The sequence below is a fragment of the Agrobacterium sp. O3.4 genome (genome assembly GCF_041414895.1).
Classification (GTDB): domain Bacteria; phylum Pseudomonadota; class Alphaproteobacteria; order Rhizobiales; family Rhizobiaceae; genus Agrobacterium; species Agrobacterium cucumeris.
In genome coordinates, this window is sequence record NZ_JALPZP010000001.1 from 1,689,897 (window position 1) to 1,711,721 (window position 21,825).

At 60.4% G+C, this 21,825-nt stretch carries 24 protein-coding genes; 10 read left to right on the forward strand and 14 right to left on the reverse strand.

Translation table 11 applies throughout. The annotated features are described in order from the left end of the window. Positions 1-4 precede the first annotated feature (4 nt). From M0412_RS08200 to M0412_RS08210, 3 genes are read right to left on the reverse strand one after another with little or no spacing between them, the layout of a single operon-like run. A complete protein-coding gene (locus M0412_RS08200; protein ID WP_269698469.1) occupies positions 5-382 on the reverse strand; it encodes a Na+/H+ antiporter subunit C in 378 nt (125 codons plus the stop codon). After that, positions 382-801 carry a Na+/H+ antiporter subunit B gene (locus tag M0412_RS08205; RefSeq protein WP_065115158.1) on the reverse strand — a complete coding sequence of 140 codons (420 nt, stop codon included), beginning with the start codon at positions 799-801 and terminating at the stop codon, positions 382-384. Before M0412_RS08205 ends, M0412_RS08200 begins: the two co-directional genes overlap by 1 nt. Then, a complete protein-coding gene (locus M0412_RS08210; RefSeq protein ID WP_269698470.1) occupies positions 798-3,167 on the reverse strand; it encodes a putative monovalent cation/H+ antiporter subunit A in 2,370 nt (789 codons plus the stop codon). The genes M0412_RS08205 and M0412_RS08210 overlap by 4 nt, the downstream gene beginning before the upstream one ends. A gap of 231 nt (positions 3,168-3,398) precedes the next feature. Between M0412_RS08210 and msrB the strand changes: the two genes are divergently transcribed. Continuing rightward, positions 3,399-3,806, forward strand: a complete 408-nt coding sequence (msrB, locus tag M0412_RS08215; protein WP_142839355.1) for a peptide-methionine (R)-S-oxide reductase MsrB — start codon at positions 3,399-3,401, stop codon at positions 3,804-3,806. 195 nt (positions 3,807-4,001) lie between these two features. On the opposite strand, the gene M0412_RS08220 is transcribed toward msrB, so the two are convergent. The 5 genes from M0412_RS08220 to M0412_RS08240 all read right to left on the reverse strand — a co-directional run bounded on the left by M0412_RS08220 (position 4,002) and on the right by M0412_RS08240 (position 6,717). After that, positions 4,002-4,496: a GNAT family N-acetyltransferase gene (locus M0412_RS08220; RefSeq protein ID WP_269698471.1), complete on the reverse strand. Its 495-nt coding sequence runs from the start codon at positions 4,494-4,496 to the stop codon at positions 4,002-4,004. 134 nt (positions 4,497-4,630) lie between these two features. Then, positions 4,631-5,299, reverse strand: coding sequence for a hemolysin III family protein (locus tag M0412_RS08225; RefSeq protein WP_269698472.1), 669 nt, complete (start codon positions 5,297-5,299; stop codon positions 4,631-4,633). A 328-nt stretch (positions 5,300-5,627) separates the two neighbouring features. Further along, positions 5,628-5,948 carry a TraR/DksA C4-type zinc finger protein gene (locus M0412_RS08230; protein WP_269698473.1) on the reverse strand — a complete coding sequence of 107 codons (321 nt, stop codon included), beginning with the start codon at positions 5,946-5,948 and terminating at the stop codon, positions 5,628-5,630. A gap of 61 nt (positions 5,949-6,009) precedes the next feature. Then, positions 6,010-6,420 carry a universal stress protein gene (locus tag M0412_RS08235; RefSeq protein ID WP_142839351.1) on the reverse strand — a complete coding sequence of 137 codons (411 nt, stop codon included), beginning with the start codon at positions 6,418-6,420 and terminating at the stop codon, positions 6,010-6,012. Positions 6,421-6,468: 48 nt separating this feature from the next. Continuing rightward, positions 6,469-6,717 (reverse strand): hypothetical protein, encoded by a 249-nt coding sequence (locus M0412_RS08240; RefSeq protein WP_269698474.1) that lies wholly within the window; start codon positions 6,715-6,717, stop codon positions 6,469-6,471. Between M0412_RS08240 and M0412_RS08245 the strand changes: the two genes are divergently transcribed. Together M0412_RS08245 and M0412_RS08250 are read left to right on the forward strand one after the other, a co-directional pair. Continuing rightward, a complete protein-coding gene (locus tag M0412_RS08245) occupies positions 6,700-7,560 on the forward strand; it encodes a VOC family protein (protein WP_269698475.1) in 861 nt (286 codons plus the stop codon). The two genes, M0412_RS08240 and M0412_RS08245, sit on opposite strands and share 18 nt — an antisense overlap. Before the next feature lie 86 nt (positions 7,561-7,646). Next, on the forward strand, positions 7,647-8,831 hold the full coding sequence (locus M0412_RS08250) for an AI-2E family transporter (RefSeq protein ID WP_269698476.1): 1,185 nt from the start codon (positions 7,647-7,649) through the stop codon (positions 8,829-8,831). Positions 8,832-9,135: 304 nt separating this feature from the next. Here M0412_RS08250 and M0412_RS08255 read toward each other — a convergent pair whose 3' ends face one another. The 4 genes from M0412_RS08255 to M0412_RS08270 form a co-directional block, all read right to left on the reverse strand. Continuing rightward, positions 9,136-10,233, reverse strand: a complete 1,098-nt coding sequence (locus M0412_RS08255; protein WP_269698477.1) for a bifunctional transcriptional activator/DNA repair enzyme AdaA — start codon at positions 10,231-10,233, stop codon at positions 9,136-9,138. 265 nt (positions 10,234-10,498) lie between these two features. Next, positions 10,499-11,224, reverse strand: a complete 726-nt coding sequence (locus M0412_RS08260) for a polysaccharide deacetylase family protein (protein ID WP_269698478.1) — start codon at positions 11,222-11,224, stop codon at positions 10,499-10,501. 53 nt (positions 11,225-11,277) lie between these two features. Further along, entirely contained in the window at positions 11,278-12,186 is a 909-nt protein-coding gene (locus tag M0412_RS08265) for a dihydrodipicolinate synthase family protein (RefSeq protein ID WP_269698479.1), read from the reverse strand. Positions 12,187-12,291: 105 nt separating this feature from the next. Further along, complete coding sequence (locus M0412_RS08270; RefSeq protein WP_003494410.1) at positions 12,292-12,693, reverse strand: DUF930 domain-containing protein; 402 nt, start codon at positions 12,691-12,693, stop codon at positions 12,292-12,294. Positions 12,694-12,929: 236 nt separating this feature from the next. Here M0412_RS08270 and M0412_RS08275 point away from each other — a divergent pair, with 236 nt between their 5' ends. The 5 genes from M0412_RS08275 to M0412_RS08295 all read left to right on the forward strand — a co-directional run bounded on the left by M0412_RS08275 (position 12,930) and on the right by M0412_RS08295 (position 19,435). Then, the gene (locus M0412_RS08275) at positions 12,930-15,029 is read left to right on the forward strand and encodes a S9 family peptidase (protein ID WP_269698480.1); all 2,100 of its coding nucleotides are present in this window, start codon (positions 12,930-12,932) and stop codon (positions 15,027-15,029) included. A 495-nt stretch (positions 15,030-15,524) separates the two neighbouring features. After that, a complete protein-coding gene (locus M0412_RS08280; protein WP_080817415.1) occupies positions 15,525-16,535 on the forward strand; it encodes an ABC transporter substrate-binding protein in 1,011 nt (336 codons plus the stop codon). Positions 16,536-16,782: 247 nt separating this feature from the next. Continuing rightward, positions 16,783-17,691: a proline/glycine betaine ABC transporter permease gene (locus M0412_RS08285; protein ID WP_065115145.1), complete on the forward strand. Its 909-nt coding sequence runs from the start codon at positions 16,783-16,785 to the stop codon at positions 17,689-17,691. Beyond that, positions 17,684-18,820, forward strand: coding sequence for a glycine betaine/L-proline ABC transporter ATP-binding protein (locus M0412_RS08290; RefSeq protein WP_269698481.1), 1,137 nt, complete (start codon positions 17,684-17,686; stop codon positions 18,818-18,820). Before M0412_RS08285 ends, M0412_RS08290 begins: the two co-directional genes overlap by 8 nt. A gap of 327 nt (positions 18,821-19,147) precedes the next feature. Next, entirely contained in the window at positions 19,148-19,435 is a 288-nt protein-coding gene (locus M0412_RS08295; RefSeq protein ID WP_269698482.1) for a hypothetical protein, read from the forward strand. Positions 19,436-19,445: 10 nt separating this feature from the next. On the opposite strand, the gene dmeF is transcribed toward M0412_RS08295, so the two are convergent. Further along, positions 19,446-20,429: a CDF family Co(II)/Ni(II) efflux transporter DmeF gene (gene dmeF / locus M0412_RS08300; RefSeq protein ID WP_269698483.1), complete on the reverse strand. Its 984-nt coding sequence runs from the start codon at positions 20,427-20,429 to the stop codon at positions 19,446-19,448. 80 nt (positions 20,430-20,509) lie between these two features. Beyond that, the gene (gene dmeR, locus M0412_RS08305; RefSeq protein ID WP_006312183.1) at positions 20,510-20,782 is read right to left on the reverse strand and encodes a Ni(II)/Co(II)-sensing transcriptional repressor DmeR; all 273 of its coding nucleotides are present in this window, start codon (positions 20,780-20,782) and stop codon (positions 20,510-20,512) included. 127 nt (positions 20,783-20,909) lie between these two features. Here dmeR and M0412_RS08310 point away from each other — a divergent pair, with 127 nt between their 5' ends. Together M0412_RS08310 and M0412_RS08315 are read left to right on the forward strand one after the other, a co-directional pair. Next, entirely contained in the window at positions 20,910-21,263 is a 354-nt protein-coding gene (locus M0412_RS08310) for a hypothetical protein (RefSeq protein ID WP_142839341.1), read from the forward strand. Positions 21,264-21,364: 101 nt separating this feature from the next. Then, complete coding sequence (locus M0412_RS08315) at positions 21,365-21,778, forward strand: helix-turn-helix domain-containing protein (RefSeq protein ID WP_046798602.1); 414 nt, start codon at positions 21,365-21,367, stop codon at positions 21,776-21,778. The last annotated feature ends 47 nt before the right edge of the window (positions 21,779-21,825 follow it).

The window sequence follows — 21,825 nt, forward strand, 5'->3', positions numbered from 1 at the left end:
CCGCTCAATAACCGAGCGGCGGCATTGGCTCGCCGGCTGGTTCTGCGGTGCGCATTTCGTCCGTGTCGTCGGTCTGCAACTCCTGGAAGGCACGCCAGGTCAGCACCAGAAGGAAACAGAAGAAGGAAAAGGAAATGACGATTGCCGTCAGGATCAGCGCCTGCGGCAGCGGATTGGCAGCACCCGCCGGCAACGTATCTATACCCGCGGGAATGATCGGCGGCACTTCGCGCGTCAGCCTGCCCGCCGTGAACAGCAGGAGATTGACCGCATTGCCGAGAATGGCGATGCCGAGCAGCATGCGGATGCTGTGGCGCGACAGCATGAGATAGATCGCCACCGAAAAGAAGATGCCGACGAGAATGGAGAAAACCGCTTCCATCAGTCGCTTTCCCTTTCTTCCAGTGCCAACGCAATGGAGGTGATGGCGCCGACCACGACGAGGTAAACCCCGATATCAAAGGACATGACGGTGGAGAGCGGCACCTCGATGCCGAACAGGCTTGGATAGACCCAGAGCCCGGTCATGAATGGCACGCCGGCGGCAATCGAAACGAGGCCGGAGAGCATCGCCATCAGCAGCCCCGCGCCTGCGATCGACAGCGGATGAAACACGATGGCGCGCCTCACCGCCGCCACGCCATAAGCAATGCCATAGATCGCCAGCGCCGAAACCGCGATCAGCCCGCCGATGAAACCGCCACCCGGCTCATTATGGCCGCGTAGCAAAACGAAGATCGAGAAGAGCACCATGAGGCTGGTGATGACGGGGGCGACGGTGCGCAGAATGAGCGTATTCATGCCCGCACTCCCTTATTCTTCGGCGTCTTTGCCGGACCCTTGACGGCGGCGGCCGGGCGGATGCGGATGAGCGCGAGGATGGCGAGGCCTGTTATCATCACCACGGCGATTTCGCCCAGCGTATCCGTACCGCGGAAATCGACGATGATGACGTTGACCACATTGGCGCCATGGGCGACGACCTTGGAATAGGTGTTGTAGAAGTCCGTCAGGCGGTTATCGAAGCTCGCTTGCGTCGCCCGCATCAGGAACAGGGCAAAGCCGGTGCCGCAGGCAATGGCGATGGTGCCGTCCAGCAACTTCTGGCCAAGCCCGCGATGGTCCGAGGGCGACAGGCGAAGCCGCGTCATGACCAGCGTCAGAATGACCACCGACAGGGTCTCGACCATGAATTGCGTAAACGACAGGTCGGGCGCGCCGAACAGCAGGAAAATGACCGCCACCGCAAAGCCCTGAATGCCAAGCGCGATGATGGCGGTGAGCCGGCTCGATGCCGTCAGCACCGCAAGCAGCCCCACCACCGCAATGGCAATGAAGGTCAGTTCATGGATCTGAATATCGTGCGGCCAAGCGGGCATCGCCGGAAGTTCACCATAAAGAAACAACGGCGCAAGCAGCACGGCGGCGATGACGGCGAAGGTGGCGGTGACATAAAATTCCAGCCGACCGGGCTGAATGAGCCGTGTGACGTGGAAGGAGATTTTCACCAGCGCGTCGATGAAGACGTCGAAACCCCTGTCCGGACCGGCGCCCAGTGCCTTGAACGTGCGGTCCATCAGGCCGCGGAGCGGGACAAGCTGCATATAAAGGACGATGCCGATCGCGACCGTGAGCAGCGACAGGCCAAGCGGCACGCCAATATGAGGAATGAGCGAGATTTCCACCGGACGCGGTTCACCGGCAATGGCGCGCGCCATGGGGGTGGAGATGTAGAAATGCGCGATGCCGGAAAAGAGAGCGATGGTGAGGCCCTTCAGCGCCAGCAGCGCCGGGCCGAGCCAGAGCAGCAGCGGGCCTTCATGCGCATGTTTCGGGGTTTTCACCGGTTTGCCGAGAAAGGGTTTCAGCCCCACCGCGAAGGCGACGGCGAACATCAGCGCATTGCCGAGAATGGCGATGCCGGTAAACAGCACGGCGCGCGGATTGCCATGCGCCAGCGCGTAATAAATCTCTTCCTTGGCGAGAAAACCGAAAAACGGCGGCAGGCCGGCCATGGAAATCGCGGCGGCCAGCGCCGCTGCAAAGGTGATGGGCATGGCCTTGCGCAATCCGGCAAGCTTCGTGATATCGCGCGTGCCGGTCTCGTGGTCGATGATGCCGGCGACCATAAACAGCGCGCCCTTGAACAGCGAATGCGCCACCAGATAAAGCACCGCGGCTTCAATAGCGTGGTCCGAACCGAAGCCGGTGAGCATCACCAGAAGGCCGAGCGACGATACGGTCGTATAAGCGAGCATCAGCTTCAGGTCGGTCTGGCGCACGGCCAGCAGCGCGCCGGTGAGCATGGTCAGGCCGCCGAAGAAAGGCAGCAGGATCTGCCATGCGGCGGTATCGCCAAGCACCGGGTTGAGGCGCATCAAAAGATAGACGCCGGCCTTCACCATGGTTGCCGAATGCAGATAGGCCGAAACCGGCGTTGGTGCTTCCATGGCGTTTGGCAGCCAGAAATGGAAGGGAAACTGCGCCGATTTGGTAAAGGCACCACCGAGGACCAGAAGCAGTGCCGCCAGATAAAACGGGCTGTCGCGCAATATGTCACCGCCGCGCACCAACATCGATAGTTGCGTCATGCCGCTCATGTCCCAGATGAAGATCAGCCCGGCAAGCAGCAGCAAACCACCACCACCCGTCACCACCAGCGCCTGCAGCGCAGCGCGGCGCGAGGCGGCACGCTGGTGATCGAAGCCGATCAGCAGGAAGGAGGTGATGGAGGTCAATTCCCAGAAAACGAACAGCATCAGAAGGCTGTCGGAGACCACGACGCCCAGCATCGCTCCCATGAACAGAAGCAGGAAGGACAGGAAGCGGCCCTGCTGCGGATGTCCCTTCATGTAACCGCCGGCATAAAGCACGATCAGCAGGCCGATGCCGGTGATTAGCAGCGCGAAGGTGAGCGACAGGCCGTCGATGAACCAGGAAAAGCTGAGATTGAAGCTTGGCACCCAGGCGTAACCGCCCGTCACCACACCGCCCGCCGCAATGTCGGGCAGCATCAGCGCGAAATGGACAAAGGCCAGCCCCGGCGCAAGCGCAAGCAGCCAGGCGGCATTGTGCCCGAACCTTTTCACCAGCACCGGTGCGGCAAGCGCTGCCAGAAACGGCAGAAACAGCGACAGGAATGTCAGCGGCGTGACATCTGGTGTCATTCACATCTCCCGGGGTGTCCCCCACACATCTGCCTGGGGTGTCCCCAACCCCGCGCGCCAATGACTGGCGTTCTCTTTTTCAAATCGAATTTTCAGTTAAGGCATAGGCAACGCCATCTCAACCCAAATCGGCACCCTGTCCGCAGCATAACGGACTCGTTATTGAGATGTGTCCTCTTTCAATCCGTGACGACGATGACTATTTCTGGCAGGAACAGAAAGGATCATTCCATGAGCGATCTGACACCCCCCAAAGTCAACAAGAGCGATGCCGACTGGCGTGAACAGCTGACGCCGGAGCAATATTACATTCTGCGCGAGCACGGCACGGAGCGCCCTTTCACCGGTCCCTACTGGAACTCGACCGAAAAAGGCCTCTATCGCTGCGCCGCCTGTGACGAGCCGCTGTTTCTCTCCGACACCAAGTTCGATGCCGGCTGTGGCTGGCCGAGCTATTTCGAGCCGATCAAACCGGATGCGGTGACGGAACTCCGCGACGTCAGCCACGGCATGGTGCGCACCGAAATCCGCTGCGCCAATTGCGGCGGTCACCTCGGCCACGTCTTCCCCGACGGCCCGAAACCGACCGGACTGCGTTACTGTATCAACGGCCACTCGATGGTGTTCGAGCCGGTTTGAGGGCGTTTAGAACCGTCGCAAACGGTGCCGCGAGTTTCTTCTCCCCGGCGGGGAGAAGGTGGCCCGAAGGGTCGGATGAGGGGGCAACGTTGCCGGATTTCGGAGAGCTTGCCCCCTCATCCCGCTGCCGCGGACTTCTCCCCGCCGGGGAGAAGAACAATGTGGCACTCGCCCGATCTACAGGTGGCTTTCAGCTCAGAGCTTCAGCTCCATACACGTCAAATCCAGCCAGCGGCCGAACTTGGTGCCGACTTCCGAAAATCGTCCGACGACCCTGAAACCGAGGCTTTCATGCAGGCGGATGGAGGCGGTGTTTTCCGCTTCGATGGCGGCGATCAGCACATGCACGTCATTGCCGGAGGCGTGGTCGATCAACGCCTGCATCAGCCGCTTGCCGATGCCGTGGCCGCGCGCGTCCTTGTGCACATAGACCGAATGTTCGCGCGTGTGGCGGTAACCGTCGAAAGCGCGCCAGTCACCATAGGAGGCGTAGCCGGCAACCTTGCCGTCAAGGATGGCGACGATGACCGGAAAGCCCCGCGCCTTGCGCGCAGTGAACCACTCCCTGCGGTTTTCCAGATCGACCAGCACGTCGTTCCAGATCGCCGTCGTATTGACGACCGCATCATTGTAAATCTCCATGATGCCGGAGAGATCATCCACGGTCGCGTCACGCAGTTCCACGGTCATTATGCTTCGCCCTCGCTCATTGCGGAATACGCGCCGGCCCTGTTGCGGTCGCGATCTTCACGAGCCTTAAGCGATGACGCGGCGGCCTGTCCAGTGTCTGCTCCAGTGTCTGCGGCGTGATATGGGGAGGCTATTCAGGACGCCATCGGAACAAGGCTGAAAGCGGTGACCACGGCGAAATAATGAATGGCGGCGGCGGTGACGACAAAACCGTGCCAGATGGCATTCTGGAAGCGCAGTTTTTCCCAGACATGGAAGATCACGCCAAGCGAATAGATGACGCCGCCGGCGACGATCAGCCAGAGTGTGACGGGAGCGAGATGCGACGACAGGGGCTCGACCACCATGATGCCGCTCCAGCCCATGGCGAGATAAAGACCGATGGCCACCCGGTCGTATCGGCCGGGAAACACACATTTGAGGAAGATGCCACAGAGCGCGGTGAGCCAGATCAGCCCCAGCATTGTGGCGATCAGCGGATCGTTGATGCCGCGCATCAGGAAGGGCGTGTAGGTGGCCGCGATCAGGATGAAGATCGCCGAATGATCCAGCCGGCGCAGGAACCATTTTACCCGGGAATGCGGCCAGATATTGTAGGTGAAGGACACGGAGAGACAGGCGACCAGACCGAGACCATAAATCCACGCGGCCGCAATCGCGCTCAGCGTACCCCAGACGGTGGCGTAAAAAATCAGCGCCGTGGCGCCGACCAGCGCAAAAACAATGCCGACGCCATGGACGATGCCATCGGCGACAATCTCGTGAAAATCATATTTGCGCCCGAACCGCCACAAATCACTCATAGTTCATTCCCGTCTGCGTGCTTCCACCAAAGCATGGAGACAATATTAGACAGGAACAAGACAGCAGCCGGTTAACGTCGATCAAATTGCGTTCGAGGCTGTTGCGAAAGGAGAGGTGGCGTTCTGTTTTAGTCAACGAACGCCTTTGGAGCGAGCGGTTGCCGCCTGCTTCTTCTCCCCGCCGGGGAGAAGTCCGCGGCAGCGGGATGAGGGGGAAAGGGTGCGGTCCATCGCTGGCGTTGCCCCCTCATCCGACCCTTCGGGCCACCTTCTCCCCCTCGGGGAGAAGAAACTCGCGTCGACCTCGCAGCCCTTTTTCAGTCGTGTATCACAAAGCCGCAGCACATTCCTGACAGAACGGCGTGTAGGGTACCGCCTTCAGCCGCTCCTCCGAGATCGTCTTGCCGCATTTCACGCAGGTGCCGAAGGTGCCCTTGGTGATGCGGTCGAGGGTTGCGTCGATGGCGCGCAGCTCGTCCTGCCCCACCTGCCCCATCTCGTCCAGCACTTCGTCATTGTTGCGCTCCGTGGCGCGTTCCTCGTCATCGGGATTGCGCGGCTGTTCGAAATCGGCCTCGATCCGGTGCAGGCGGCGGTAAAGCTCACGCTGGCGGTCGCGCAGGATTTTCTCGTAACTCTCGACATTCATGGTGTTTTCCTCCAGCCGGCGCGGGCGGCCATTCGCCCGCAACCCTTTTGATGGCCGCTTTTTACCGGTCGATCAGCACCGAGCATTTGGCGTGGCGCACCACGCGGTCGGCGGTGGCGCCGATGAAGTAATTGCTGAAATCCGGCGTGTGCGACGCGATGATGATGAGGTCGGCCTTGTGGTCCTCCGCGGCGGCGATGATCTCACGCGCCGGTGCGCCACTTCTGATTTCCTGGCTGCCGTTAAATCCGCTCTTTGCCTTCAGCTCCGCAAGTTTCGCCTTGGCGTCCTTGATGGCGTTTTCAATAAGGTCGACCGGCAGGTCGATCGCCATGTAACCGGGCAGTTCCTCAACCACGTTGATGAGGACGATCTCGCCATCGGGGTCCAGCAGCGCCTTGGCTTTTGCGAGGATCTTTTCCCCCTTGTCGGTGGCGCTGAGGTCTACCGGTACGATGATCTTCTTGTACATGGCTGTCTCCTTTGGCTTTTTCCGCCGTTTCGCGTGTCGTGCTCAAGCTCATATTTGCCTGCTATCGCTTGATCCGCCTTGATCGAAGTCAAGGCTGTGCCGGTCTCGCGACAGGGCATTGTCAACGAATAGTGGACGGTCAATCGCCAGACGGCGATCTTTGCTGAACGACGAAATCCGCCCATATTCACCATAGACAAACGCCGCAAAGCGGCGTCGGCCAATGCCGGTGACCGCCGATCCGCTTTCCGGCGCGTCATATTCAATATGGAGATTATGATGAGTGAAATCAAACAATTCGCCCTGACGCGACCGGCCTATGTCGGTCAGGCTCATCTCGTCGTCCACGATCTGCCGCGGGTTTCGGATTTCTACCAGAAGATCATCGGCCTTTCGGTCCTTGAAAAGAAAGAGAGCGGCGAGGTTCTGGGCGTGAATGGCCAGCCGCTCTTGACGCTTTCCACCTCCAATATGGCGGAACGCGCGCCGCGCAATGCCGCCGGCCTGTTCCACACCGCCTTCCTGATGCCGAGCCGCGATGATCTGGCGCAATGGCTGGCGCATGCCGCCCATAACAACGTGCAGCTTCAGGGCGCGTCCGACCATCTGGTCAGCGAGGCGATCTACCTTGCCGACCCGGAAGGCAACGGCATCGAGGTCTATCGCGACCGGCAGCCATCGGAATGGACCTACCAGCCTGATGGCACGGTGGAGATGGCCACCCTCGCCCTCAATCTTCAGGCGCTTTACGACAGCGCGCCGAAAACCGCTTTCGCAGGTGCTGCGGAGGGAACGGCCATCGGCCATATTCATCTGCAGGTCGGCAATATTCCGCAGGCGGATGAATTTTATCGTGATGTGCTGGGGCTGAACATCATGGCGCGGTATCCGGGCGCGAGCTTCTTCGGCTCCGGGGCCTATCATCACCATTTGGCCGCCAATATCTGGAACAGCCGGGGTGCTGCGGCGCGCAAGGACAATATGACGGGGCTTGCCGGTTACTCGCTGAAATTCAACGAGCCTGAAGCACTCGACAGGGCTGTCGCCGCGCTCGACCGGCTGGAAATCGCGACCGAGCGGCAAAGTGATGGCATCGTTGTGAAAGACCCATGGGGCATCGGACTAAAGCTTTCCGCATAAACGTAAAAAGGGGCGGTCAAAAATTTGCGCCGCCCCGGAACCGCCATATTTTTCGAACGTTTGTGCCCTTATTGGGGGACAGTTCGATGAATGAAAATGCCAGACCGGACAAGACCGGCACTTTGGGCCATCACGTGGCCGGCGGCGGCGCCGCGCCGGTGACAAGGGCGGATCCGCTGGAAACCCCTGCCTTCGCTTCACGTCGCGACGATGCGCGCAGCCAGCAGCCGCTTGGCCGCGAAGCGCTTGATGTCGTTGTCGCCTGGTCGGTGATCGGCATTTTCCTCATCATGCTGATGGCGGTCATTCACGAATTGTCGCTCATCCTCATCCCGGTGGTGATGGCCATCGTGGTCGGCATGATCCTCGGCATCGCCGCCGAAAAACTTGGCTCTTACGGCATTCCCGGCTTCGGCGTCGCACTCATCCTCTCCACGCTGGTGGCGGCGGTGATGTTTTTCGTGGTCAATTCACTAAGCGAGCCGCTTTCCCTGCTCGCTTCGGAAGGGCCGGCGCTGGTGGAGCGCAGCATCGACCGTTTCCTGCCCTATCTGCAAAGTCTCAGATGGCTGAATATCTCGGCAGCTAGTTTCAGTATGGGATCCATGTCGATGGAGTCGCTGATTTCGCGCAGCGGCGAGATCATTTCCGTGCTCGGCGCCAACATCACCCCCGCCGTCATTCAGGGTCTGATCTTCCTCGCCGCACTGCTGATGTTTCTCTATAGCCGGCTGCGGCTGCGCAAGGCGATCATCATGGCCTTTCCCGCCCGCCACCAGCGCCTCAGGACGATCCGCATCATCGGCTCGGTGGAAGAAGTGCTCGGCACCTATTTCGCCACGGCAGCGCTGATCTATGCCGGGCTTGGCGTGACGATGGTGATCATCGCCTATTTCGGCGGGCTCGCCATGCCGCTCCTGTGGGGACTGTTCGCCTTCCTCTCCAGCTTCGTGCCGTTTCTCGGCATCACCGCCATGACGATATCGCTGACGGTGGCCGGCATCATCACCCATGACAACATGATTTTCGCACTCATGCCGGCGGCGATCTTCTTCACCATTCACCTGTTGATGGAAAACCTCGCCTTTCCGGCTGTCGTGGGCCGCAACATGGAAATCAACCCGTTCCTCGTCTTCGTGATGATCATCTTCTGGACATGGATGTGGGGCGCGGCCGGCGCCATGCTGGCCCTGCCGCTGTCGCTGATTGCCATGACGGTGACGCGCGAGCTGTTTCCCTCGCGCCGGGTTGTGCCGAAACTGCCGGATTGACCGGCGGTTTGCTGGCGGAAGTGCGAAGCGCCCCCGGGTTTGAGCTGTCAGGAGATTGTCCTTTGACGGGGGCGTGTCGGGCTTTACCCCCCTCTGCCCTGCCGGGCATCTCCCCCTCAAGGGGGGAGATCGGCAAGAGGCGCGATCATCGCTTCATTCGCAAACATTGAGATGGGCGAGACCTAACCACGAGTCGATCTCCCCCCTTGAGGGGGAGATGCCCGGCAGGGCAGAGGGGGGTGAACCACACGCGCCCCGCTCAACTAAATGAACAATCTGACAAAACCCAACAAAGCCACACCGCTCAGGAAGCGAGCGGCATTCCCTGCGCCTGCCCCTCCGCCAGCACGCCCGCCATGCGACGCTCGTGCTCGATCAGCCATTTCTTCCGCCACAGGCCTCCGCCATAACCGGTCAGACTGCCATCCGCCCCCAGCACCCGGTGGCAGGGAACGACGATGGCGATCTGGTTGGCGCCATTGGCGCGGGCCACCGCACGCACGGCGGATGACCTGTCCATGCTGGTTGCGAGCGAGGAATAGCTGACGATCTCCCCCACCGGGATTTCCCGCAGGTTGCGCCAGACATCGCGCTCGAAGGGCGTGCCGTGGCCGGCAAGGCGGGTTTCGAAGGCAGCCGAACTGCCGGCGAAATAGGCCTTGAGCTCCGCTTCGATCTGGCCGGTCACCCCGGTGCGGCCCAGCACCATATCCGCGCCGGTGCGGGTCTTAAGCCGCTTCAGCTCGGCGGCAAGCGCCGGCCGGTCGGCGAATTCGAGCAGATGCAGGGCATGATCGTCGGCAACGACCAACATCGGGCCGATCGGCGTATCGATCCAGTCACCCTTCAAAAACCCCTTGCCCTTCATGGCGACGGGCGAGGTGCCGAAGAACTGGTTGATCGCCGAGCGAAAGCCACTGCCGGATTCGTAACCCGCATCGATCTGAGCGCCGATCACCGCCTCGCCGGAGGCAAGGCTCGTCGCCGCGTCTCCCAGCCGGCGCAGCCGGGCGATTTCCAGAAAACTCATGCCGAAACGACGCTTGAAGGTGCGGCGCACGGTGGAAGGATCGTGTCCCAGCGCCACCACATCCTCCTCGCACCAGCGCCGCGCCGGTTCGCTTTCCAGCGCCGTCAGAAGCGCAGTGACGGTCTCATCGGCAGTACCATAGGACAACATCGGCTTGCAGCGCTTGCAGGGGCGGAAACCCGCCTCCAGGCATTCGGCGATGGTCTCACGAAACCGGCAGTTTTCGATCTTCGGCTTTCGCGCCGTGCAGGTGAAGCGACAGAAGATCTTGGTCGAGGTCACGCAGACATAGGCCACGCCTTCATAGGCGGGGTCCTTGTTCACAAGGGCGGAATACAGGGTTTCGGTGTCGGGGCGTTTGAACAGCATCATGGGAGGATGCTAGCGCAATTTTCCGGTCTGCGCCGCCGAAAAACGGGCGTGGATGTGGGGATGTATCTTCGCCCTCCAGCCTTGACGAGGCTGCTTCCGATGGAGCAAGCGCGCGGCATATTTCTTCTCCCCGCCGGGGAGAAGGTGGCGCGCAGCGCCGGATGAGGGGGCTACGATAGAGATATGCGGAGAGCTGGCCCCCTCATCTGCCCTTCGGGCATCTTCTCCCCGGCGGGGAGAAGAAACGCGCGGCGACGTTTTTAGGTCAGTTACCCGGCGGGGCAAAGGATGGGTCGTCCAGCCGGGCGAAGATGACGCCGCGGGCTTTCAGTGCCAGAAGGCCTTTCACCACGCCCTCGCCCGCCTCATGGGTGGGCTGGTTGATGTGGGAGATGATGACGTCGCCATCTTTTGCCGAGGCGATGTGTTTTGCCGTCATCGCCGCACCCAGCAGCGAGCCGCCATCGCCATTGACGGAATAACCGGCCACCCGCATGCCAAGTCGGTTGATGGTGGACATCGACGAATTGGTATATTTGGCCGTCGCACCACGGAACCATTGCGGTTGCAGGCCGGTGGCGGCGACGATGGCCTGGCGACCGCCCTCCACTTCCTGCTCGACCGCCGCTTCCGAACCGGCGGCGGCGATGCCGTAGATGGAAACCGGCTTGTCCACTGCCGGCACATGGTTTTCGCCGTGGTTTTCGATTTCGAACAGATCCGGATGCGCCATGAGCACGGCGAGCGCTTCGCCATTATGTTTCAGCCAGCGGGCAGTAACGAAGATCGTTGCCGGAATGCGCTCCTTCACCAGCGTATCGAGAATGCGGTGATCGGTCTTACCCATGCAGGCATCCAGCGTCATCGCCACCCGCACCTTGCCGTCATGCTGCGGCGTCATCTTCATCGTCGGCTCGACAAGGCCGGTGCCCGCGAATGCGGCGGATGAAGCAGAGACTAACAGGGCGGCAATGAAGAGGCGACGCAGCATTTTTGGTTTTCCGAAGTGTAAGGACGTGGCAATCCGCCCGCAAAGCGCCCGAATTATGGCGCGGTTTCCAGCGCGGACAGGGCGTTCAACGCCTCTTCCACCCGCTGGCGTTCCGCGCTGGTGAGCGGCAGGATCGGCCGGGGCGGCTCGCACGCCGTCAGTTGCAGGATGTTGGCGGCGGCGTAAACCACGCGGATGCTGCCGAATTCCTTGAACAGCGCCCAGAGCGGCTGGAAGGCCGCATCGATCCTCTTTGCCTCTTCCGCATTCTTGGCCTGAGCCGCCCGCATCAATTGCAGGGCTGGAACCGGCAGCAGGCCGGCAACCACGCTGTACCAGGTGTCGCCGCCGGCCAGTGTCGCCTCTGCGCAGCCCCAGTCACCACTGTAACCAATGGCGAAATCATCTGTCAGCTTCGGTCTCAGCCGCGCAAGCTCACCGGCATAATCGGAATCGGCCGACAGCGGCATCTTGATGGCGCGGATATTGGGGATATAGGCAAGCCGCACCAGAAGCTCGTCGCTGAAGGTAAAGCGCGTCGTCGTCGGGTTGTTGTAGATGGCAAGCGGCAGGGCCGTCGCGCCGGCCACCGCGGCGAAATGGTGATAGGCCTCTTCCTGCGTCAGCGGCGTGTAGGAGACGGGTGCCAGCAACAGGGCATCCGCGCCGGCGGCTTCCGCATCCCTGGCCAGCGCCACGGCCTCATCGGTGCGCAATGCGCCGACGCCAGCCATCAAGATGCGCCTGCCCTTGAGGATGGCGGCTGCCGCCTCGATGGCGCGGCGTCTCTCTTCCCGTGTGAGATACATATAGATGCCGGTGCTGCCGAGAACGCCGACGGAATCGACCTCCGCCACATCCAGCCGCTCGATCAGCGCGGAGAACGCCTGCGTGTCCACCCGCCCGGCCTCATCGGCCGGCGTGATCGGAAAAGCCGAAAGTCCCTTGAATCGTGTCGCCATGCCCGTCTCCCTCGCTTTGATCGGCAAGCAGGGTTACAGAGCCGGTGGCGGAGCGGCAAGAAAAGCGGCGGCTAAACCCCCGCCCGCAACCGAAAAAATCCTTGCTTAGTCATAAAGATACAACTTCTTCCACTGCTCCTCGGGAATCCGGTCGCCAACGCGGTAATCGAAGGACTGGATGCTGAGGCTGTCGCTCTTCAGCTGGCACTTGTATTTGAGCTTGTACCATTCGCCGGAACTTCTAAAGACCGCGCCCGGCGCCTTGATGGAGTTCTTGCCAACTTCCGGATCACCGAAGGTATAAGCGATGACCTTGTCCGGCCGCATGCCCTTCTGCTCCGTCGCTATCCTCTCCATCGCCTCGATATCGCAACGCTGTTCCAAGCGCTCTTCCGGGGCAAGCGCATTCAGCTGCCGCATGACGCTGGCGTCGATCGCGAAAGCGGGAGTAAAGGCCTGCAAGCCAAGGAAAAAGGCAGAAAGGGCAGCGGGAAGAAGCTTTCGCATGGGATCCTGTCAGTTTTTTCGTTTGTTCTTGTGGTGGGCGGCAGGCCGGGTGGCCTGCATCCATCATCGCTGATTTGCCGGATATTGCCAAAATGTGATCGAAAGCTGACCAAATTGTGCCCAAGCCGCATTACGCCTGTGGAGATTTGAAACTTGATCGGCCGGTAGGGTCACTCTACATCTTGGTGCCACACCCTGGTATTGCCCATGGATTTTTACAGGAAAGCGAGTTTCCCTTGCCGATTTTCAAGAACCTGCCCGCCGCCCCGACCGCCGAAAAACGGCCCGTTCAGGATACACATCACGGCATTACCCGCACCGACGATTATGCATGGTTCCGGGCCGATAACTGGCAGGCCATGTTCAAGGACCCTACCCTGCTCGACCCGGCCATCCGCGCCCATCTGGAGGCGGAAAACGCCTATATGGAAGCCGCGATGGGTGACACCAAGGCGCTTCAGGAAAAGCTGTTTACGGAAATGAAGGGCCGCATCAAGCAGGACGATTCGTCCGTGCCTGTTAATGACGGGCCTTATGCTTACGGGACATTGTTCGTGACCGGCGGCGAGCAGCCGCATTATTTCCGCACCCCGCGCGGCGGCGGCGAAAAACATGTGCTGCTTGATGGTGACAAGGAAGCCGAGGGCAAGGATTATTTCCGGCTTGCCGGCCTCGACCAGTCCTCCGATCACAGCCACGGCATCTGGGGTTACGACGACAAGGGCTCGGAATATTTCACGCTGCGCATCCGCAACCTCGAAACCGGCGAAGATCTTGCCGATGTCGTGGAAAACACCGGCGGCGGCGGGGCCTGGGCGCCTGATGGCAAGAGCTTCTTTTATACGCTGCAGGACGAGAACCACCGCCCCTCGAAGGTTTTCCACCATATTATCGGCCAGCCGCAATCGGCGGACCGTCTGGTCTATGAGGAAAAGGATCCCGGTTTCTTCATGGGCGTCGGCGCGTCGGTTCTCGACGATTTCATCTTCATCGACATTCACGACCATGAAACCAGCGAATATCGCCTTCTCTCCACCAGCGACCTGACCGCCGAACCTGCCGTGGTGGCGGAGCGCGAGGAAGGCATCGAATATTCGATGTGCGAAGGCGGCGATGTCTTCTTCATCCTCACCAATGACGGCGATGCCAAGGATTTCCGCATTGTGGAAGCGCCGGTCACGGCACCGGGCAAAGAGAACTGGAAAGAGATCGTCCCGCATGAGCCGGGCCGTCTCATTCTTTCCGTCGATGCTTATGCCCGCCACCTGATCTGGCTTGAGCGCCGCGACGGCCTGCCGCGCATCGTCATCCGCGATCGTCGCACGGGCGAGGAACATTCCATCGCCTTTGCCGAAGAGGCCTATTCGCTCGGCCTGCATGGCGCGGCGGAATATGACACCGACGTCATCCGCTTTTCCTATTCCTCGATGACGACGCCGAGCCAGCTGTTCGATTACGACATGGTGACGCGCGAGCGTACGCTTCTGAAGACGCAGGAAGTACCCTCGGGCCACAATCCTGATGATTACATCACGCGCCGCATCATGGCGCCCGCCCATGATGGCGAACTGGTGCCGGTCTCGCTGCTTTACCGCAAGGATGTGGCGCTTAACGGTTCCGCCCCCTGCCTGCTCTATGGATACGGCGCTTACGGCATCACCATTCCCGCCTCCTTCTCCACCACCACACTGTCGCTCGCCGACCGTGGTTTCATCTATGCCATCGCCCATATTCGCGGCGGCAAGGACAAGGGTTTCGAATGGTACGAAACCGGCAAGATGGAAGACAAGCAGAACACCTTCAAGGACTTCATCGCCGCTGCCGATCATCTGGTTCAGGAGAGTTTCACCTCGTATGAGGGCATCATCGCCGAAGGCGGCTCGGCCGGCGGCATGCTGATGGGGGCTGTCGCCAACATGGCGCCGGAAAAATTCGCCGGCATCATCGCCGCTGTTCCCTTCGTGGACGTGCTGACCACCATGCTTGACGACACGCTGCCGCTGACCCCGCCGGAATGGCCGGAATGGGGCAATCCGCTGGAATCGGCAGAGGAATATGGCTGGATCGCCGCCTATAGTCCCTATGACAATGTCAGCGAAAAACCCTATCCGCCGCTGCTGGCGCTTTCCGGCCTCACTGACCCGCGTGTGACCTATTGGGAGCCGACCAAATGGGTGGCGAAGTTGCGCGAAAAGACGACGGGGGAAGCGCCGATCCTGCTCAAGACCAACATGGCCGCCGGCCATGGCGGCAAGTCCGGCCGTTTCCAGCGGCTGGAAGAAATCGCCTTCGAATATGCCTTCGCGCTGAAGGTGGCCGGCAAGGACGCCGTGTGAGACCTTGATTGCGAAACGGGCGGCGACGGAGCCGCCGCCCGATCCAAAACAGTACGAAAATACCTTCAAAAAACCTCTTTCTGAATATTTTTTCCACAAAAATGCACCGTTTTCTTTTCCTTTAACTTCACTTTGCAGCTTCGTGGATTTTTATTTCGAATTACTGAAAATCATAATAGACTTGAGTAAATCTCAAATATATTTCATGTATTACACCACCTGAAAAAATGTTCCGAAAATCGAACGCATGGCTGCGATGCGCCATTTTGCGTTGCAATATCACTTTTTGGCCGTATTATGCCGGTCGTTGACATATTCATGCGCCTTTCCGCCGCGTTTTTCGCGGCAATCCTGCAGCACGTCTTGCGGATATTCTTGACGCCGGTTTTTTCGGCTTTTCCATGCGCCATGTCAGTTCGCCCTTGGCAATCCGGGCTTTGCAGTGCTCCCGCTTTGCCAATTGAAAACACTGCATCAGACTTGGGGGTCTTACACATGAAGAAACTCCTCGCCTCGACCATTCTCGTAACGGGCTTTATCATCGCTGCCGGTGCAGCAAATTCCGCCAATGCCGCCGAAGAATGCGGCAGCATCTCCATCGCCGAAATGAACTGGGCATCCGCCGGTGTCGCGGCTTACGTCGACAAGTTCATCATGGAAAACGGCTATGACTGCACGGTCAATGTCGTCAGCGGCGATACCATGCCGACCTTCGCCTCCATGAACGAAAAGGGCCAGCCGGACATGGCGCCCGAATTGTGGGTGAATGCCGTGCGCGAGCCGCTCGACGCCGCCGTCAAGGACGGTCGCATGATCGAAGCATCGAAAATTCTTTCCGAAGGCGGTATCGAAGGCTGGTGGATCCCGAAATTCATCGCCGATGAACATCCCGACATCAAGACCGTCGAGGATGCGCTGAAACATCCCGAGCTCTTCCCCGCCCCGGAGGACGCCAGCAAGGGCGCCGTGCACAATTGCCCCTCCGGCTGGAACTGCCAGGTGACCACCACCAATCTCTACAAGGCACGCGAAGGCGACAAAAAGGGCTTCACGCTGGTCGACACCGGCTCCGCCGCCGGCCTCGACGGTTCGATCGCCAATGCATTCGAAAAGAAGCAGGGCTGGCTCGGCTATTACTGGTCGCCCACCGCCATTCTCGGCAAATACGAGATGGTGAAGCTGGATGACGGCGTCGAACTCGACCGCGCCCATTTCGACGAGTGCACCGCCAAGGTCGATTGCGCCGATCCCAAGGTCAACGCCTATCCGGTGGCCGATGTCTTTACCGTCATCACCAAGGACTTCGAAGGCAAGGCCGGCGTGACGCTGGACTACATCAAGGCCCGCAACTGGGACAACAAGATGGTCGCCGAAATCCTTGCCTGGATGGATGAGAACCAGGGCACCAACGAGGATGGCGCGGAATATTTCCTCGAGAACCATGAGGAAATCTGGACGAAGTGGGTTCCGGCCGAGGTGGCGGAGAAGATCAAGGCTTCGATGTGATTGGTTGATGGGGAGTCGGCGCAAGCCGCTTACCCCCCTCTGCCCTGCCGGGCATCTCCCCCACAAGGAGGGAGATCGGCTGGGCGCACCCTTCTCACAAATCCGCAACGTGTTTGATGGGCGAGACCTTTCCGCAGGTCGATCTCCCCCCTTGTGGGGGAGATGTCCGGCAGGACAGAGGGGGGTGCCCGCGCACTCCAACCTCCAACCACCCATCCCTCAATAAACCAAAGGGAAAACAACAATAATGGCCCTCTGCAATTACCTGCCGGACCTGCTCTGCAAGTTCCCGGCAATCGACAACTCCACGATGCGTGTGGCACGCAAGACCATCGACGATGGTTTTCGCGACATCGTGCGCAATTACGGCGATGCGATCGATGTCGTCGTGCATCCGCTGCAGCTCTTCCTCAATTCCTCGGAGCGGCTGTTCATCCAGACGCCGTGGATCATCACGATGCTGGTCATTCTCGCCATCGTGCATCTGGCCGGGCGCAGCTTCAAGATCACCGGCGGCACCGCCATTTCCCTGCTGATGATCGGCGCGGTCGGCCTCTGGCGAGACGCCATGACGACACTGTCCATCGTCGCCATCGCCACCCTGATCGCCATCGTCATCGGCCTGCCGCTCGGCATCCTGATGGGCCGTTCCGAACGCCTGCAACGCCTCATCAATCCCGTGCTCGACGTGATGCAGACCCTGCCCAGCTTCGTTTATCTCATCCCCGTGGTGGTGATTTTCGGCATCGGCAAGGTTCCGGGCCTGATCGCAGTGGTGATCTATGCCATTCCGCCCGTCATCCGCCTGACCAGCCTCGGCATTCGCCTGGTGGACCGCGAAGTGCTTGAGGCGGCCGATGCCTTCGGCTCCTCCAATGGCCAGAAGCTGTTCAACGTGCAGCTGCCGCTGGCGCTGCCCACCATCATGACCGGCATCAACCAGACCATCATGATGGCGCTCGCCATGGTCGTTGTCGCCTCCATGGTCGGTGTCGGCGGGCTCGGCAAGAACGTGCTGCAGGCCATCAACAACCAGTTCTTCACGGTGGGCTTCCTGAACGGTTTCGCTCTGGTCGCCATCGCCATCATGTTCGACCGGGCGAGCCAGGCTTTTGGCAAGCGCCTGCAGAAATACCGCGAGGTCTCCCATGGCTAAAAGCATCGAAATCCGCAACCTCTACAAGATCTTCGGCAAGCATCCCGAGAAATATCTCGAAGCGGTGCGGTCGGGCATGGGCAAGGTGGAGCTGAACGACAAACACAACCACGTGCTTGGCCTCAACAACATCAATATCACCATGCCGGGCGGCAAGATCACCGTCGTCATGGGGCTTTCCGGCTCCGGCAAGTCGACGCTCATCCGCCACATCAACCGGCTGATCGACCCGACAGCCGGCGAGGTTCTTTATGACGGCGAGGATATCTGCGGCATGAGCACCTCGGCGCTCAGGAAATTCCGCCGTCACAAGACGGCAATGGTGTTCCAGAAATTCGGGCTGCTGCCGCATCGCACCGTTCTGGAAAACAGCGTCTACGGTCTCGACATCCAGGGCGTACCGCGCAAGGAAAGCGAAGAAAAGGGCCGCTACTGGCTGGAGCGTGTCGGCCTCGCCGGTTACGAGGATTATTATCCGAACCAGCTCTCAGGCGGCATGCAGCAGCGTGTGGGCCTTGCCCGGGCGCTTGCCAATGACGCCGATATCCTCCTGATGGATGAAGCCTATTCGGCGCTTGATCCACTGATCCGCGTCGATATGCAGACCATGCTGCTCGATCTGCAGCAGGAGCTGAAGAAGACCGTGGTGTTCATCACCCACGATCTGGACGAGGCTTTGCGGCTCGGCGACCACATCGCCATTCTGAAGGACGGCGAAGTGGTGCAGCAGGGCGACGGCCAGAGCATCATCCTGTCTCCCGCCGATGGCTACGTCACCGACTTCGTGCGCGACGTCAATCGCGGCCGCGTGCTTCAGGCCACCACGGTCATGGAGCCGCTGGACAGCAAGCCGCAGGGCATGTCCGTGCCGGAAAGCGCGACGCTGGAGACCATTGCCCGCGATATGTCGGAAGCCAACGAGACACAGGCGCATGTGGTGGATGAGGACGGCAAAGCTGTCGGCTCGATCGGCCTCGATACGCTGGTGGCGGCCATGGTGACGCCCGCCCCGCAGGAGGCGGAGGCAACGGTTGAGGTGATGACGCCTGCGCTGCAGAAGACCGAGATGGTGGAGGAGCCTGCGAAGGTGCGGGAAGCGGTTTTGCCGGTGGAGAAGGAAACGGCATAGTCTGATAAGTTCCGGGGTTCACCCCTTATCTCGCACTGGTCATCCGCCATCCCTTACCCCCACCCTCCGCGTCATCCTCGCCTCAAGGGCGAGGATGACGCGGAGGGTGGGGCGAGGCCTGTAACAGTGTCGGCATGATGTGACCTTATTCGTCTTCGTTGCGCGATCACGGAGGATCGCCTCCCCTTATTCGCCTCTTCCCGCAAAAACGAAGCACCACTTCACCGCCTGTCAAGCCGGGACAGTCGTTGCAACGCAACAAGCGCAAGTTTCAGACAAGTCGCCGCCGTTAACCCTTCGTTAACTTTTGAACGCGGAATCACCGACATGCAGATCGAAAGCAATATCGGCGGATACAATTATCAGGGACGTATCCGCGAGATCGAAAAAACCGGCAGCGCGCAGAGCACGCCGGAGGAGCAGGCCGTCAAACGCGGCCCCGGCAACCCGACCGTTTCCAGCACCATTCTTTCACATTCGCTGGCCAACGTGTTGTGGGCCGTGGGCAATGGCAGCGCGCCGGCCTATCAGGATACGCCCGCATTGGCTTCCGCCGAGGACAAGGCGGAAGCACAGGCCGAGTGGGTGCGCAGCGCCTATTCCGAATACGAATAGGCGATTCTTCTCAGGCCCTTGCCGGGCTGACCTCCACCGTCACATGCGACAGTTCTTGTATGGCCGCAAGTTTCCGCTTGTAGAAATCGGGCGCCTTCGGTGCCTGCGACTGGATCGCCACAATAGCGGCGTGATGCCCCGGCCCCACCTGCCAGACATGCAGGTCGGTGATGCGATCCTCTTCCGTCTCGACGCTTTCACGAATTTCCTGCGGCAGGTCTTCCGTCTGCGGCACGGCATCGAGCAGGGTTGTCGCCGTCGAGCGAACCAGACCCCATGACCAGCGGGCGATGACCAGACCGCCGACAATGCCCATCAGCGGGTCTAGAAAGGACCAGCCGTTCCATTTGCCGAGCAGCAGCGCGACGATGGCGAGAACCGAGGTCAACGCATCCGCCAGCACATGCAGATAGGCGGCGCGCAGATTATTGTCCCTGCCACCCTTTGCTGCGCCATGGTCTCCATGATGCGCGTGGCTGCCATGGCCGTGATGGGCATGCGAGCCGTGCCCATGCCCGTGATCATGATGATGGTCATCCTTCAAAAGCACAGCGCTGACGAGATTGACGGCAAGCCCGATGACGGCGACGAGGATCGCCTGGTTGAAGTCGATTTCAACCGGATTGACGAGGCGCATGGCACTTTCGACGGCAATCAGCAGTGCCACCACCGCCAGCACGATGGCGCTGGCAAAACCTGCGAGATCACCGAACTTGCCGGTGCCGAAAGTGAAGCGCGGGTTGCGCGCCTCGCGCCGGGCATAAAGATAGGCGAGCGCCGAAATCAGCATGGCGCCCGCATGGGTGGACATGTGCCATCCGTCCGCTGTCAGCGCCATGGAGCCGAACCAGTGGCCGGCGACAATCTCTGCCACCATCATCACGGTGGTCAGCGCGATGACCATCCACACGCGCTTTTCATTGCGCTCATGGTTCTGGCCGAGAAAAACATGGTCGTGGCCGGTCGCGGCGGGGAATTCGGATGTCGTCGTCATGTCGCTAATCCTGTTCGATCTTCAAGCTAGTCTTTCCACGCATGGCCTTTCCCAAAGTCGCGGACAGTTTGGAGGGCCTGCTAGCGGATGTAGGTCTTCAGCACCTGGGCCAGCTCTTCCGCTGCCCGCGCCCGCTCGTCTTCATTTTCGGCATGCACCACATGTTCGTGCAGATGCTCCTGCATCACCTCCCCCGTCAGGCCGGAAAGCGCGCCGCGCACCGAAGCCAGCAATTGCAGCACCTCGCCGCAGGGCTTGGCATCATCAAGCGCCCGCTCCACCGCTTCCATCTGCCCTTTCAGGCGGCGGATGCGGGCGAGCAGCTTGTCCTTGTTGCGGATCGTATGGGACATAAGCACCTCATATAGTATAGGGGGGTATACTATATTACGTCAATTTTTCGTTCAAGTCCTGCGCGACGCAATCCTCGCGAATGTTTCGGCCCCTAAAAATACCCCATCAGAACTTGGGGACTCAGTCATGACGACTATCGCAGCAACCACCACCAGCTATTATGCATCTCCGGTCCGGACCCTTGAGCCGACGAAAAACAAGGAAACCCACTCCACCACCGAAGCCCTGCTGGAGTTGACCCGCGCCGCACACCGCGCCATCTCGAGCGCCGAGAGCGTCGCCACCGCGGTCGCGCCGGCTGCCGCCAGCGTATCGGCCGGCCTTGCCGCCGCATTGTGGAATCTCGACAGCGGCGTCTCCGATGCGGCCAAGCCGGCCTTTGAAATGGCGACCGCCGCCCAGCCTGAAGCCGCAGCCAATATTGAGAACGAAGTTCTGAAGGCATTGGCTGAGGCGCTGGGTGTGAACGAAGCGGCCTGACCCCATTGAACAGCAGGCAAAAAAGCCATATCTCTAGAGACTAGAGCATCGGATGATGAGCGGCGGAAGCACTCTGCCACGTCCGCGATATGGAGAAAGCCATGCTGTCCATTGGTGAACTGTCGAAACGCACCGGCGTCAAGGTGCCGACGATCCGTTATTACGAGCAGATGGGCCTCATCCGCGAGGCGGATCGTTCCGATGGCAACCAGCGCCGTTATGAAAAATCCGACCTCGAAAGGCTGGCCTTCATCCGCCACGCGCGCGATCTCGGGCTGAACATCGATGCCATCCGCGAGCTGATCGCGCTCAGCCAGCACCGGCAGATGCCGTGCGAGGGAGCGGATCGCATCGCCGCCGAACATCTGGCCGATGTGCGCGAAAAAATCGCCAAGCTCAGGAAACTGGAGCACGAGCTGGAACGCATCGTCGCCCATTGCGATGGCCATTCGATCGAGGATTGCTACGTTATCCGTGCGCTCTCCGACCACGGCATGTGCGGCGGCGAACACTAGGGCCGACCCGGAACAGGGCTGACATTCCACTGTCATCCGCGCCCTGT

Coding starts and splice junctions, on each gene's coding strand:
- M0412_RS08200 (WP_269698469.1), bottom strand. CDS start 382: ATGGAAGCGGTTTTCTCCATTCTCGTCGGCATCTTCTTTTCGGTGGCG.
- M0412_RS08205 (WP_065115158.1), bottom strand. CDS start 801: ATGAATACGCTCATTCTGCGCACCGTCGCCCCCGTCATCACCAGCCTC.
- M0412_RS08210 (WP_269698470.1), bottom strand. CDS start 3,167: ATGACACCAGATGTCACGCCGCTGACATTCCTGTCGCTGTTTCTGCCG.
- msrB (WP_142839355.1), top strand. CDS start 3,399: ATGAGCGATCTGACACCCCCCAAAGTCAACAAGAGCGATGCCGACTGG.
- M0412_RS08220 (WP_269698471.1), bottom strand. CDS start 4,496: ATGACCGTGGAACTGCGTGACGCGACCGTGGATGATCTCTCCGGCATC.
- M0412_RS08225 (WP_269698472.1), bottom strand. CDS start 5,299: ATGAGTGATTTGTGGCGGTTCGGGCGCAAATATGATTTTCACGAGATT.
- M0412_RS08230 (WP_269698473.1), bottom strand. CDS start 5,948: ATGAATGTCGAGAGTTACGAGAAAATCCTGCGCGACCGCCAGCGTGAG.
- M0412_RS08235 (WP_142839351.1), bottom strand. CDS start 6,420: ATGTACAAGAAGATCATCGTACCGGTAGACCTCAGCGCCACCGACAAG.
- M0412_RS08245 (WP_269698475.1), top strand. CDS start 6,700: ATGAGTGAAATCAAACAATTCGCCCTGACGCGACCGGCCTATGTCGGT.
- M0412_RS08250 (WP_269698476.1), top strand. CDS start 7,647: ATGAATGAAAATGCCAGACCGGACAAGACCGGCACTTTGGGCCATCAC.
- M0412_RS08255 (WP_269698477.1), bottom strand. CDS start 10,233: ATGATGCTGTTCAAACGCCCCGACACCGAAACCCTGTATTCCGCCCTT.
- M0412_RS08260 (WP_269698478.1), bottom strand. CDS start 11,224: ATGCTGCGTCGCCTCTTCATTGCCGCCCTGTTAGTCTCTGCTTCATCC.
- M0412_RS08265 (WP_269698479.1), bottom strand. CDS start 12,186: ATGGCGACACGATTCAAGGGACTTTCGGCTTTTCCGATCACGCCGGCC.
- M0412_RS08270 (WP_003494410.1), bottom strand. CDS start 12,693: ATGCGAAAGCTTCTTCCCGCTGCCCTTTCTGCCTTTTTCCTTGGCTTG.
- M0412_RS08280 (WP_080817415.1), top strand. CDS start 15,525: ATGAAGAAACTCCTCGCCTCGACCATTCTCGTAACGGGCTTTATCATC.
- M0412_RS08285 (WP_065115145.1), top strand. CDS start 16,783: ATGGCCCTCTGCAATTACCTGCCGGACCTGCTCTGCAAGTTCCCGGCA.
- M0412_RS08290 (WP_269698481.1), top strand. CDS start 17,684: ATGGCTAAAAGCATCGAAATCCGCAACCTCTACAAGATCTTCGGCAAG.
- M0412_RS08295 (WP_269698482.1), top strand. CDS start 19,148: ATGCAGATCGAAAGCAATATCGGCGGATACAATTATCAGGGACGTATC.
- dmeF (WP_269698483.1), bottom strand. CDS start 20,429: ATGACGACGACATCCGAATTCCCCGCCGCGACCGGCCACGACCATGTT.
- dmeR (WP_006312183.1), bottom strand. CDS start 20,782: ATGTCCCATACGATCCGCAACAAGGACAAGCTGCTCGCCCGCATCCGC.
- M0412_RS08310 (WP_142839341.1), top strand. CDS start 20,910: ATGACGACTATCGCAGCAACCACCACCAGCTATTATGCATCTCCGGTC.
- M0412_RS08315 (WP_046798602.1), top strand. CDS start 21,365: ATGCTGTCCATTGGTGAACTGTCGAAACGCACCGGCGTCAAGGTGCCG.